Here is a 12,642-nt window from a genome sequence, read left to right on the forward strand (position 1 = left end):
TTTCTATGTGTCCGTAATAACAGTTTTTTCTATGACAACCTTAATATATTTAGTTACAATGAAGTTAATTAAAAAAATAAGGAGAAAATAATATGCCAATCCCTCCATATATGTGGCTTAAAGATGATGGTGGTACAGACATTAAAGGTTCTGTTGATGTTCAGGATCGTGACGGTAGTATAGAGATTATCGGCTTAAGCCACGGAATCAACCTTCCAGTAGACAATGCTAACGGTAAAATCACTGGCACTCGTCAACATTCATCTATGATGATTGAAAAGGAAGTTGATAGCTCTACACCTTATCTTTATAAAGCAGCAGCTACTGGACAGACTTTAAAAAGTGCCGAAATCCGTTTTTACCACATCAGTAACGCCGGACAAGAAGTTTGCTACTACACAGTTTTAATGGAAAATGTGAAAATCACTGGTGTTAACTGTGGTGTGCCAAATGTTAAATTGGCTGGCAACGATAAAATGAACCACGTCGAAAGTGTCAGCTTACAGTATGAAAAAATCACCTGGCGAATTGTTGATGGCAATATTCAATATACTGATGCCTGGAGCGAACGACCAACAGCATAAACAAAGCCCTGAGGTGCTTTCTAGCGAAATAAAAAGTGGATGTCAGGAATAATGGGATTATTTTAATGGCCACTGTTGAATATATTGTTCTGAAATCCTCCTAAAAGAAATTCCCGGAAATCAAGACAACCATTGGAAAGAAATTCCATGAGATCCTGATTCCTGTCTATTCTAAATTCCCGGCGACAACCGGTATGAAGCCTTAGGTGAATTTAAAAAATTTAAAGGTTGATTTTTCCAGTGTTAAATTTTTGTGTCATTTTCAATGCGAGTACACTCCATTACTAACACGGTGGTTTAAAGCAAAGCGGGAGGGTATAGAAATAACTTGTAAGCTTTTAATCATCAAAATTTTTTTCAGAATCAACAAGAGCTGGAAAATGGCTTTATGAGCGGTAATAAATAGTGTTTTTATTATAAAATAGGGATTGTATATGAAAGTTTAAACACTTAAAGAAATTTTTAGCCCAGGAAGGAGGTAAAAAAATCTATCCCGTCCTGAGCCACAAGTGACCTAACAATTTATCGATTTATATGACTTTAAAGCGGTTTCACTTGGGGTAACCTGAGCACTTGAAAGACTTAAACGAGTAAATCAATGAGTCATTTGATGAGGACTTCTCTACTCATACGCCCATGATGCTGCACTTTCTGGATGCGCAAAAGACACTCACCGCACACAGTGACTGGATTAAGAACTGCCTGACGGCGACGCACAGACGTGCGGATAGCCTTATGTCTCTCCCGGCGCTGGATGTGGTGGTTAAAACGGGAAACAGAGTTGTTCCGGAAAAAGGGCATAGCGGATTTTGCCCCGAACCCGGGATCGTGTATGTGACGGTTGATCCTGACAATCCTGCATTATGCCAAAATGCGGCACAATCGCTTGAACGGATGTTCGCGCATGAACTTCATCATGCCGCGCGGTGGGCAGGTCCCGGCTATGGCACCATCTTGGGCGAAGCGTGTGTTTCTGAAGGGCTGGCCGGGCATTTCGTGCTTGAGCTTTTTGGCGGAGAACCTGAACTGTGGGAATGCATCAACGCCGAACTGATTCACGCTTATCTTCCACAACTGCATCAGGACTGGCTGTGCACCGATTACGATCACAGCAAATGGTTTTATGGCGCCGGCGATATGCCGCGCTGGCTGGGCTATACCCTGGGTTTTAATCTGGTGGCCAGCTATCTTGCTGCCAGGCCGGAACGTCGGGCTTCGCAGCTGGCCTATACAAAAGCCGATGCGTTCAGCGTCTTTATTTAGCATAACGCCGACATATGTATTGGTCTGTGTTCTGCCGCTGAGGGGGCGGGGCCACAATGAGCCCGTCTTTATAAAGCAAACGCCTTTATCCGGCTAAATCCTGCCGCTTTTTATCAGGCGGTGTGAAGCCTGCGGAGCAGGGGAATCTGCCCGTTTACGCGCCCTCGTTTAGCGTTTCGCTTATCCCAATAAGATATTGCATGCGTATTGAACAGGGCTGATGAGTGTTTTATGCTCGGGGGAAACCATGGAAGAAGTGAGGCTTTATGGACGAGCATTCAGTCGGACGCTTTCTGGCGTCTTTGTTAGCCGAATACAATATGAGCGTAGAGCAGCTCTGCCGCCGTTCCGGGCTGCAGATGCATGAGGCCCGGTTCCTCCTGCGCGGCACGCTGACCGTTACGCCAGCCGTGGCTGAAAAACTCGGTCGGGCGTTTTATTCCCCTGGCTTCTGGCTGGTTCGTCAGGCGATGTCTGAGCTTAATAAACTCAGTCGGGAAACTTAAATAACAGGGCTGCGTAGCCCCAAAAGCCTGGCTGGCTCGTCTGCATCACAATGCCTGCCTGGCGGAGTAGGGTCAGCATAAGGCGTGAAGGAATATTCAGTTGACAGGCTCTTCGCCCGACCAACACGAAAGTGCCGTTGAAAAGGGGATTCACAGCCGAAATCAGCACCTGATTCAGGTAAAAAAAATCCCGCCTGAAAAACGCGGCGGGCCATGCTCTGTTGCATGCAGGCTGAAGGCAATCGCGCGGCCCCCCTGAGCGTCCGCGCCATCGTTTATCCCTGTCGGTCTTTCCCGTCTTTCGCCTGCTGTGCGGCGCAGGCCATGAAATTTTCAATGATTTCTACGGCATAACTGATCGCCATCAGATCTGCCGTCAGCCGCACATCCGTGCGCAGCAACGTTTCGGTGACGCCGGGCCGACTCAGCAGGGGCTTTATGTCCTGAACCCGACGTATCAGATGCGCCCAGTTATTGGCAAAGGTGTCCATACTGGCGTAGCCACCGTGCCTGAGCTGAATAAAAATGACATCAATATCGGCCTTCAGCGCACTTATCTTCGCGATGTTAAGCGGATCGTTCTCTGGCGCATCAGGCTGCGGATGGGGCTCAGACACGGAACGCCTCCACCATGCCGCGCAGGGCATGCGCCTGTTCAGAAAGCGAACGCGAGGCCGTAGAAGACTCTTCAACCAGCGCGGCGTTGCTCTGCGTCACACCGTCCATCTGGCTCACCGCCACGCTGATCTGCGAAATACCCTGCATCTGCTCTGAAGAGGCCAGAGAGATGTTATCCATCGCCTCCGCGAGTTCGCCGACCATTCCCACAATTTTCAAAATGCTTTGTCCGGTGGAAGAGGCTACGTTCACGCCGCTTTCTACCTGTGTTACGGCCTGTTCAATCAGGATTTTAATATCCCGCGCGGCCGTGGCGCTGCGCTGTGCCAGCGTGCGTACTTCGCCTGCAACTACCGCGAAACCGCGCCCTTCCTCACCCGCGCGAGCCGCTTCTACTGCGGCATTGAGGGCCAGGATATTAGTTTGAAAGGCGATGCTCTCGATCACCGAGGTAATATCACGCACTTTGGTGGCGCTGACCGAAATGTCATGCATGGTATGTGTCATGCGTTGCATATCAGATTCCCCCTCGCGCGCCAGTTGCGCCGTCCCCCGTGCCGCGTCGGCTGTCTGCTGCGCACCCGCCGAGTTGCTCTTCACCGTTGCGGTGAGTTGCTCCATGCTGGCGGCGGTTTCCTGCAGGGCGGCTGCCTGTTGCTCGGTGCGGGATGAGAGTTCGGTATTACCCTGGTCAATCTCATCAGCCGCCAGAGAAACGGAAGCCGAGGCATCCTTGATCTGCGAGACCAGCCCGCGCAGGTTCGCCTGCATACTGTCGAGCGAGGCCAGCAGGCTGGTGGTATCATTACGACGAAGCACGACAGGCGAGGTCAGATCGCCAGCCGCAATGGTCGCAGCCAGTGCCTGGGCCTGTGCGGGCTCACCGCCCAGTTGACGCATGAGGATGCGGATCACCACGACGCAGGCACCCACGCCCACCAGCACCGAAGCCCCGGCGAGCAGCAAAAGAAAAAGGGTATCACGGGCGGTAGCCGCGCTGTTTTGCTGCACCTCGGCCAGACTGGTTTTCTGCTGAATGTTAGTGACGACCAGCAGATCTTTCAGCATCTTATCCTGGACAGGTTGTACCTCTTTTGTCAGGCACTCGAAAAATTCTTTATCACGGTTGGCCAGCCCAAGCTGACTGGCTTTGGCGAAGATGCTGAAGAACTCGCTCTCGGTGTCGGTCAGTCGTTTAAAGGCCGCGCGACCCGGCGGAAGCGAGTCGATCTGCAACAGATCGCCCAGCGCCTGACGATTGGCAATGAAGTCAGCTTTATTTTTTTCCATCTGCGCAGCGACGGGTTTCATAGCAACCGGATCGCTAAGCAGGCCAAGCGTTCTGACATCAATAGCCATCTCCCTTAATTCCCCCAGCATATCCTGCGCAAGCTGATATTTTTTCATCTTGATATTCACGACGATATCCATGCTTGCCCGGGCTTTATGAAGGGCATTGAGCGCCGTGCCTGTGCAGATAATAAACAGAAGGATAAGCAGACCGAAACCTGCAGTCAGACGGGTTGAAATTTTCATTTTGTTCTCGTTATAAAAGTGAATTTTGCTGTGTATCTTTCCCCGGCAACATTTAATGATGCCTGTCAAAGCGATTAAATTATAATTCGCCTTGACAATTTCGTATGTTTCCTGGTTATACCGTTCCTAAACAGACCTCAGATAAGGGGGCAGAATAACGGGATGGCCTTGGAACGGCGGAATGCGCCATCCTGACATCCCTGTTACGGCTCGTATTCAGCCCGCCTCGCGTTGTCGCCAGGTATCTCAGCTAGCGTGTTATGAAGTGAAGCATTGAGCTTGACATGATAACCGCTGCAGATTTATATAGGAAATGATCATTTCCAAACTTCAGACCCTGACAGAAGCGGGCGAACAGGACGGCTCTGTGGCGGCAACGGCGAATGAAACCGCTGCGGCAGAGAGCTTTCTGGCGCTTCACCAGGGAATGCGAGGAGTAGGTAAAGCATCGATTCTTACGCACGATACCGATCTATCGGCCGGACGCTGAAAATACTGGCGTACATCCAACGCTCGCGACGAGGTGTTCTTCCGACTGGAAGCCGGCTTCGATCCCGTACTCTGCGGACCTGACAGCGTACTGCCGAGCCGTTTCCCGACGTTGAGTCCGTTGCTGACCGGGTTAATGAACGTGTTCAGGTCACACGAAATGAACAGGCCGCTCAGGAAGCTGTGTGCGAAAACGGGGCGGTTATCACGATTGTGCGGGCGACTGCCGGTCGGGTTGGTTCACCAGAAAATGGCACAAGTCCGTCCGTCGGGTTTGTTTTCATTCACGCACCTGTCGGTTGCCGACGAGTGATCGTATGACAAGAGGAACAGGTTATGTCTGCTTCTGTGATCCCTGATGCGCCCGACGGTTTTCGTCACTGCTTTGCACGTGTGGAAGGGTTGCGTTTTCATTATGTCACCGGTGGCCGACCGGATGGCTTTCCGCTGGTATTGCTGGCCGGTTTCCCTGAAAGCTGGTTTGCCTGGCGAAAGGTTATGCCCGGTCTGATGGCGCACTTTCGCATTGTGGCCGTCGACTTACCCGGCCAGGGCGATACCGATAAACCGCTTGCGGGCTACGATACTCAAACGGTTGCCAGCCGACTGCACGCCTTCGTCGCATCGTTAGCATTAGGCCGGTATTTTCTGGCTGGACACGACGTCGGTGCCTGGGTCGCCTTTACTTATGCGATGCTTTACGGCGAGGAGATCCGGGCGCTGACCCTGATGGACGCCGGTATACCCGGCATATCGCTGCCGGATACGTTGCCCACAGATTCCCGTCAATCCTGGAAGACCTGGCACTTCGCCTTCAATGCCGTTGCGGATCTTCCCGAAGCCTTACTGACGGGGCGTGAGCGCATTTATCTGGAGTGGTTCTTTCGGGAGAAAGCGGTCGACCAACGTTGTTACGGCGAGACGGAAATTAACGAATATGAACGCCTGCTCAAAGCCCCTGGTGGATTGCGCGCAGGACTGGCGTTTTACCGCGCCCTGTCACAGTCAGCGGCACAGAATGCTGCGCTTGCACAGCAAACACGCCTGACGATGCCGGTACTGGGGCTGTCAGCCGATCAGGGCTCTATTGCGGATATGGCCGCCACCCTGAAAGCGTATGGGGACGATATTCACAGCCAGCGGCTGGCGGATTGCGGCCATTTTCAGCCGGAGGAGCAACCTGAAGCGACTGCCAGGGCACTGATTCAGTTTTTTGGACATTATGCCCATTAATGCTGACTCCTGCATACAACGTCCTGGCGCAAGCAGAAGGGGAATTCTGTTACGGAAGTCCCTGATCCTGTCTGTAACGAGGAGCGGGGAATTCGCTGTCACTTTCTTTTTATTAAGGAAGTGACTGATAACGCCACGAGAAGAGTGATAAATATGACCGTGTTTCGTCATCAATGGCGTATATGAAGACGCTGAGCAACATCAAAACACGCGCTGTTATTTCAAAAAAGAAACCTGTTTAAGACATGATGTAATTCTTTTCGCGTCGATAACGTGCCTGATTTTGTCCGATGCTTATTACGCGATTACTCAATACCGCCTTTATTCTCATCTGTAGCAGGGAGTCATGCTACTTCTGGTGCCACCCTGATGAACGTCATCACTGCTGGTAATATGTATGCAGGCTCGCCTCAGGGCGCGGGATTAACGCATACAGGGTATCTTATATGTACACACTCTATGGAAGCGCACGTTCGGGCGCCGCCGCGATTGAGATGGCGCTCAGTTTGGCCGGGGCGGAATACACAACGGTTGAGGCGAGTTCATGGCACAAAGACAGTGGGTTTGAAACCTTAAAGCGGTTGAATCCGCTGGTCCAGATCCCCACGCTCATCCTGCCTGACGGGGCCGTGCTGACTGAAAGCGCAGCCATCATGATTTATCTTGGTATGGCCTGTCCTGATGCCGGCATCCTTTCAACTGACGCTGACGTTCGTGCTCAGCAATTACGGGGGCTAGTGTATATAAGTGCAAACTGTTATGCCGCCATCGGCATCATTGATTACCCGGAAAGATGGCTGGACACAGGCTCGCCGGATCAGCGTAAGCAGCTGGCCGAGGGGGCGGTCAACAAACTCTATGAGCAGTGGGACATGTTCAGCGATCTCTTTTTTGACACGCGCGCATGGCAGCCTGCTAACCCCGGCGCGCTTGAAATGCTGGCCTGTGTGGTGAGCCGCTGGAGCAATGCGCGTGCGCATCTCAGCCGCACCAGACCCGCTTTCTGTGCTTCGCTGGAAGAGGCAGAAACGCATCCTGTCATCAAGGCTGTTGTGCGCCGTCACTGGGGAACCTGACACGTGATGAAGACAGCGTTTTCTCCGCCTTTTCAGGACTGATAACGCGCCGCTCATCGTACTAACTGAATACTGTCATAGACGAAGCCTGGGCTCAGAAATCCTGTGCCTTTTTGCCCCGAGGCCACATTAATATCCAGTGTGTTAATTCCTGCCTGCAGGGCGGAAGCCGGCAGGACAAAAGTAAAAAGCGCATTATTGCCCCGGAAAGTGCCGCGGGTGATCCCCCGACTCGCAGGCTGGCCAGAAGCCGGCGGAATCGGCGCGGTCCAGCGCTGATTGACGCTGACCTGAGGGCGTCCTCCAGACTGCGCCAGAGTAATAAAAATTCGTAAAGTTAAATCATGCACATCGTGACGAGACAGCATGAAACGGATGCGGGTTGGCGAGTTAATATCCCGCCACTGCGCGGCAGGAAAGTCGCTTTCTGATGCGGTTCCCACAAGGTAATCAGCGGCTGTCCAGGGCGACATACGCCGATCGGACGGGTGAGCGGACATCAGCAAACGGGCGTTACGAAACCCCGACGGAGTGCCATCCGGTGAACCCGTCTGCCAAATAACCTGACCCGGTAAGGTCTGGGCGGCTAACGCAATCTGAGTTTGTCTGCCGACCTGGATGTCTGCTGAACGTTGCGCGACTTCCCGTTCCTTATCGTACAGCGTTATCTGATAGTGCCCCTGACGCACGCCCGTCAGTGTAAAACGCCCCTGGCTGTCCACGCGCGTCCAGTATTCGGCGCTGGCGTTTCGCAGGCCGACAACGGCGGCAGGACGATCGCTCATTCCTGTCACCACACCTGACAGCGTGCCGCGTTCAGCCTGATCGACAAACCCTTTCAGCCCCAGTGAGGCATGAATAAATCCCACATCGGTTAACGTGGCGGGGGGCTTCTCTCCGGTCGTAAACAACAGCCCATAGATACCATGCAACCCCGGTCGAAACGGTTCTGTCTGGGTATGACTGGAATACATATAGTTGTACAGCTCGTGTGTCATCTGCGTTTTTTGCGTCGCGATGTCTTTAAAGAACGGGCCACCCGAACTGAGCTCATGGTTGCCCGTCAGCATAAAGACCGCTACGCCCGGGCCGTGGACGCCGTGCAGATCGTCATCAATCATGGGACGGGCGGAGTAAAACTTGGAACTGGTCCGTCCGTCAGGCAACAAAAAGACGTCGTTGCCTTCAATCGCTTTTCCGACGTTTGAATCGTTGCCCCAGTCGGCCTTTGGGAATTTTTTGACATCCAGACGCGTCACGAAACGCAGTTCCCCGACCGGCAGAAGCGCGGGCGCGTAGGTCGCCATATACAGGGCATTACGGCCTTTTTTGGCGAGGTAGTAGTGGATAAGTTCCCCTGCCTGCGCACTGATGACAATGACATCGCCTGCCGTTTTCACTGCAACCTGCGCGTGCCCCAGTCCGGAGGCGACTTGTGAGGCCTTGTGCTCTGATGATGCCAGTTCACTGCCATGAAACCGCATTGATGTCAGATTACCGTTGCGGTCATCGATGCTAAACACCAGATCGGCACCGGTATCCACCACCAGAGTGTTGCCGGAGTGTGTCACGCCGAAGGCACTGGCAACGCCCAGCCTGCTGAACAGACAGAAGACAAAAATGCGCAACAATAAACGTGCCATCGGGGAAACCCTCACATTAAAAACTTACCGCACCGGACTGTGAATATGGCCCACGCCAGCTTCACGGGGCACCTGGACGCTGGCCACCTCTGCGGAAACAGGCGAGACGAGCCAGGCACGATCGTATCTGAAAGCCTCCAGGACCGTGATATCTTGTGGGCGATAGTCGGTGCCGCTCTGGGTTTGCAGATTACTGACACAGCGCCTGCCCAGATTTTTCAGACAGGCGTTTTCCCCAGCGGCGGCGTTCGTATCAAAAAGCGCGAAGGCATTACCGGGCTGCCTGATGTCGTTAAACAGCGGATGAGCCACATTTTCAAAGGCGTTACCTTCCACCAGCAGACGCGAAGAGGGTGTTCTGGACATTATCGCGCCCTGATACGTCAGATTGACAAAGACATTGTTAACCAGCTGCGCCAGGACACTAGCATTGCCCATCCCACCGGCATGCGGGGCACGCCCGGAGGTATCATGAACATAATTGCGCGCGACCGTTAATGTGTCATGGTGTCCCAGAAACAGCCAGACCCAGTAATGGTGGCCGTCGCAGGTCGCGGAATAGGGTGTTCTGCCGTCAAATTCGTTATCGGAAAGCGTGACATGGGACGCGGAGCCCCAGCCCGTGACAATCATCTGTCGGCCAATGCGGGCGAAAGTATTGTGATCAATCCACACACCCTCCGCATTATCAACGGTAAGGGCATCCCCTCCCCAGACCAGCTGCGGATTGATATCTGACAGTGTCAGATTGCGGATAATCACGTTGTGAACGCCGCCACCGACGTAAAGCCCGATGCCCTGAATCCCCGCATGTGCCCCTACACCAATCAGCGTCTTATTTGATCCCACCTTAAGACGGTCTAAACCGGCATTATCATAGGTCACCGAAACCGGCGCTTTGCCCTGACAAAACTGGTTGGCACCGTTGCGCGCCCATTGGCCACCGCCTCCTGGGCAGGCATTTGCCATGCAACCCCTTTCCGTGGTCGTGGCTTTGCCGTTGACCATGACCGTTCCACGAAAATCGACGGTATGATCCAGAGCGATGATCCGGGGACGATCATCCGTACAGTTTCCGTGTCGGTCATAGGTGGCGCACAACGCCTTCACCAGATCATCAGTGCGGATGGGATGAACAACCGCGCCACCGCTACCGCCCGTCACGCCTTTGGCAAAGCCGTCCGGCAGATCGGCAGCGCGCGATAACGCGGACGTCAGGCAAAGAACCGCAAGGAGGAACATCGTGAACAATCCGTAAAAAGGGCGGAAAACAGCCTGTCTACAGAGCGTGTGAACTGAAAACCTGAAGCGACAGTGCGGGCTTTTCATTCCTGTCCTCTCAACGACGCCGTGTTGCGCTGACATACCGGGCCCGCATCGATGTCGAGCGGGGGAAGAGCCTGTCGAACCCACCAGGCCACTCGCATCGTACAGGAAAGTCGAAATGAACGTACAGCCGTGACCCGCAGGTGCGTCACAGGACGATCATGGGCATACAGGCAACGTAAACATGTCCCTGCGCATCAGACCTCGCGCTCAGGGCTGATCGCGTCAGCCGAAAACTGCGCCGTTACCGCGCTGTTCCGCTGCCTGCCAGAAGTGGATGCAAATACAACAGTTTCTACTGTAAATAAGGACGCCATCCTACCGATGTAAGGTTAAACCTGTCGCAACAACTGGAGCGAACATAAAGACATATGCGTCATATAATTTATACTTCGCGTAGTGTGAAAAGTGCCATTTGTCATGTCTGCCTCAGGCTTTTACTCACCGAATCTGAACCATGTTGAACGTGCTGTTTATGTCCCCGGCCCAACTTTGTTTTCATCACCTGTCACAGTAATAGGTCATTCTCTGATCATTTTTATTAAATGATATTTTTCTCCCGCCGATAAATCGTCTGAATGTTTGAGTTAGTACTGATATTCATCAGTCATCAGAATCCCTTTATGGCAGGAAATAACATGACCATTACACAGCGTTTACTCTTTACCTTTTCACTCCTTTCTGCTGCCCTGGTGACAATGGTTATCGTTGCAGTGCTGGTGGCGGGCGGCTTTCAGTCCCGCTTTAACTATGTTCAGGAAAATACGGTTCCGTCCATTCTGGACATCGGCAAAATGGTCGACAGCAGTAATGCGCTTGTCATCTCACTTTACCGCCACCAGAGTGCAACAGACCCGCGCCGTCAGGCTGTGCTGGAAAAGGAAATCGAGGGGGCGATTAGCCAGATTAAGTCGCTCAACCAGTATTATCTGAAGAATGATATTTCAAGCGATGAGGACCGTCAGTTAACGGAAAATTCGTTTGCCGCTATCAAAAAAGTTGAGGACACTTTACCGGCTTTTCTGGTCGCCTCTCGTGCACAAAATGATGCGGCTTCACTCGGCTCCCTTCAGGGTAACGACGGCATTGGTGCCGCTGCGCGTCAGCTCAATGCCGGTTTTCAGAAACAGCTGAAACTCAACGTAGACATTGGTAATGCGCTGCGCAAACAAAATGATCACACTTATAACGTAACAGTGTGGAGCCTCATCGGCGGTTCTGCCATAGCCATTATCATTCTCGCATTCTTCGCCCTCAGAACCATTTTTGGCATCAAACGTCAGTTGAACGGCATGCGTCATGTAATGGAAACCGCCAGTGAACGCCTTGACCTGACGCTGCGTGCAGATGTGAGTCGCCGGGATGAAATTGGCCTGACCGCCAGCACCTTTAACCATCTGATTGAGAATTTGTCAGACTCACTTTCTAAGGTTGAAGCGTCGGCTCAGTCTGTCAGTTCAGCATCGGCGCAGATTTCGGCCGGCAACGAAGATCTGTCTTCGCGCACGGAGGAGCAGGCCGCATCGCTTGAGCAGACAGCAGCAAGCATGTCTGAACTCAGTGAAACCGTCCGTCAGACCGCAGAAAACACACGGCTTGCCAGCCAGCTGGCCAAAAATGCACAGGACATTTCAGAAGACAGCGCAGGCCGTGTCCGCACACTGCTGTTGACGATGGGCGATATCAAAGACAGTTCCGCAAAAATTACTGACATCATTGCGCTGATTGAAGGTATTGCCTTCCAGACCAATATTCTTGCCCTCAACGCCGCTGTTGAAGCGGCTCGGGCAGGGGAGCAGGGGCGCGGATTTGCCGTGGTGGCAGGTGAAGTCCGTAACCTTGCACAGCGGTCATCCTCTTCAGCCCGTGAAATTAAAGAGCTGATCGAATCGTCTATGAGTTTTGTCCAGGCAGGCTCCGAACAGGCTGAGGGCGTTGGCAGTAATATGTCACGCATGAATGATGCCGTCAGGCAGGTTACCGATCTTGTGGATGAAATCTCTGTGGCCGCCAGTGAGCAGTCACAGGGGATCAGCCAGGTGCATCAGGCCGTTAACCAGATGGATGATGTCACTCAGCAGAACGCCGCGCTGGTTGAACAAGCCTCGGCCGCCTCAAATTCGCTGATGGAGCAGGCCGCATCACTGAACCAGTTGGTCAATAACTTTACCCTTAAACCGGTTTCACACGTCCCTGCGGTGGTCCGCAGCAAGGTGGTAACTTCTTCACACGCGCCATCGTCTTTTCGTTCAGGTCCTGCCGTTGCAGCAGCAGATGAAAACAACTGGCAGAGTTTCTGATCTTTACGTTAACAGCGTTTCATTTAATTAAGGGCTGACACCGGCCCTTTTACTTTTTTATGCAGGAA

The 12,642-nt window shown here is 52.7% G+C and carries 11 protein-coding genes; 7 read left to right on the top strand and 4 right to left on the bottom strand.

Annotation, left to right across the window (positions count from 1 at the left end):
• The first annotated feature begins 92 nt into the window (after window positions 1–92).
• The 3 genes from G5574_RS01675 to G5574_RS01685 all read left to right on the top strand — a co-directional run bounded on the left by G5574_RS01675 (window position 93) and on the right by G5574_RS01685 (window position 2,353).
• The gene (locus G5574_RS01675) at window positions 93–584 is read left to right on the top strand and encodes an Hcp family type VI secretion system effector (protein WP_164481916.1); all 492 of its coding nucleotides are present in this window, start codon (window positions 93–95) and stop codon (window positions 582–584) included.
• Between the two features lie 639 nt (window positions 585–1,223).
• Complete coding sequence (locus G5574_RS01680) at window positions 1,224–1,847, top strand: DUF2268 domain-containing putative Zn-dependent protease (protein ID WP_280530489.1); 624 nt, start codon at window positions 1,224–1,226, stop codon at window positions 1,845–1,847.
• A gap of 266 nt (window positions 1,848–2,113) precedes the next feature.
• Window positions 2,114–2,353 (top strand): XRE family transcriptional regulator, encoded by a 240-nt coding sequence (locus tag G5574_RS01685; protein ID WP_033741417.1) that lies wholly within the window; start codon window positions 2,114–2,116, stop codon window positions 2,351–2,353.
• A 275-nt stretch (window positions 2,354–2,628) separates the two neighbouring features.
• On the opposite strand, the gene G5574_RS01690 is transcribed toward G5574_RS01685, so the two are convergent.
• The gene (locus G5574_RS01690; protein ID WP_235318765.1) at window positions 2,629–2,970 is read right to left on the bottom strand and encodes a hypothetical protein; all 342 of its coding nucleotides are present in this window, start codon (window positions 2,968–2,970) and stop codon (window positions 2,629–2,631) included.
• Window positions 2,963–4,507: a methyl-accepting chemotaxis protein gene (locus G5574_RS01695; protein WP_058701927.1), complete on the bottom strand. Its 1,545-nt coding sequence runs from the start codon at window positions 4,505–4,507 to the stop codon at window positions 2,963–2,965. Before G5574_RS01695 ends, G5574_RS01690 begins: the two co-directional genes overlap by 8 nt.
• Window positions 4,508–4,820: 313 nt before the next feature.
• On the opposite strand from G5574_RS01695, the gene G5574_RS01700 reads away from it, so the two are divergent.
• The 3 genes from G5574_RS01700 (at window position 4,821) to G5574_RS01710 (ending at window position 7,305) form a co-directional block, all read left to right on the top strand.
• Entirely contained in the window at window positions 4,821–4,997 is a 177-nt protein-coding gene (locus G5574_RS01700; protein WP_160289418.1) for a hypothetical protein, read from the top strand.
• A gap of 335 nt (window positions 4,998–5,332) precedes the next feature.
• Entirely contained in the window at window positions 5,333–6,229 is an 897-nt protein-coding gene (locus G5574_RS01705; protein ID WP_164481918.1) for an alpha/beta fold hydrolase, read from the top strand.
• A 446-nt stretch (window positions 6,230–6,675) separates the two neighbouring features.
• Window positions 6,676–7,305, top strand: a complete 630-nt coding sequence (locus tag G5574_RS01710) for a glutathione S-transferase family protein (RefSeq protein ID WP_058708159.1) — start codon at window positions 6,676–6,678, stop codon at window positions 7,303–7,305.
• A 53-nt stretch (window positions 7,306–7,358) separates the two neighbouring features.
• On the opposite strand, the gene G5574_RS01715 is transcribed toward G5574_RS01710, so the two are convergent.
• The gene (locus G5574_RS01715; protein ID WP_164481919.1) at window positions 7,359–8,948 is read right to left on the bottom strand and encodes a rhamnogalacturonan lyase B N-terminal domain-containing protein; all 1,590 of its coding nucleotides are present in this window, start codon (window positions 8,946–8,948) and stop codon (window positions 7,359–7,361) included.
• Window positions 8,949–8,972: 24 nt separating this feature from the next.
• Window positions 8,973–10,190 (bottom strand): pectate lyase family protein, encoded by a 1,218-nt coding sequence (locus G5574_RS01720; protein WP_058708157.1) that lies wholly within the window; start codon window positions 10,188–10,190, stop codon window positions 8,973–8,975.
• A 722-nt stretch (window positions 10,191–10,912) separates the two neighbouring features.
• Here G5574_RS01720 and G5574_RS01725 point away from each other — a divergent pair.
• The gene (locus G5574_RS01725) at window positions 10,913–12,574 is read left to right on the top strand and encodes a methyl-accepting chemotaxis protein (protein ID WP_164481920.1); all 1,662 of its coding nucleotides are present in this window, start codon (window positions 10,913–10,915) and stop codon (window positions 12,572–12,574) included.
• The last annotated feature ends 68 nt before the right edge of the window (window positions 12,575–12,642 follow it).

The sequence above is a fragment of the Pantoea stewartii genome, assembly GCF_011044475.1.
Taxonomy (GTDB): domain Bacteria; phylum Pseudomonadota; class Gammaproteobacteria; order Enterobacterales; family Enterobacteriaceae; genus Pantoea; species Pantoea stewartii.

Coding starts and splice junctions, on each gene's coding strand:
- G5574_RS01700 (WP_160289418.1), top strand. CDS start 4,821: ATGATCATTTCCAAACTTCAGACCCTGACAGAAGCGGGCGAACAGGAC.
- G5574_RS01725 (WP_164481920.1), top strand. CDS start 10,913: ATGACCATTACACAGCGTTTACTCTTTACCTTTTCACTCCTTTCTGCT.
- G5574_RS01720 (WP_058708157.1), bottom strand. CDS start 10,190: ATGTTCCTCCTTGCGGTTCTTTGCCTGACGTCCGCGTTATCGCGCGCT.
- G5574_RS01705 (WP_164481918.1), top strand. CDS start 5,333: ATGTCTGCTTCTGTGATCCCTGATGCGCCCGACGGTTTTCGTCACTGC.
- G5574_RS01680 (WP_280530489.1), top strand. CDS start 1,224: ATGCTGCACTTTCTGGATGCGCAAAAGACACTCACCGCACACAGTGAC.
- G5574_RS01685 (WP_033741417.1), top strand. CDS start 2,114: ATGGACGAGCATTCAGTCGGACGCTTTCTGGCGTCTTTGTTAGCCGAA.
- G5574_RS01695 (WP_058701927.1), bottom strand. CDS start 4,507: ATGAAAATTTCAACCCGTCTGACTGCAGGTTTCGGTCTGCTTATCCTT.
- G5574_RS01710 (WP_058708159.1), top strand. CDS start 6,676: ATGTACACACTCTATGGAAGCGCACGTTCGGGCGCCGCCGCGATTGAG.
- G5574_RS01675 (WP_164481916.1), top strand. CDS start 93: ATGCCAATCCCTCCATATATGTGGCTTAAAGATGATGGTGGTACAGAC.
- G5574_RS01715 (WP_164481919.1), bottom strand. CDS start 8,948: ATGGCACGTTTATTGTTGCGCATTTTTGTCTTCTGTCTGTTCAGCAGG.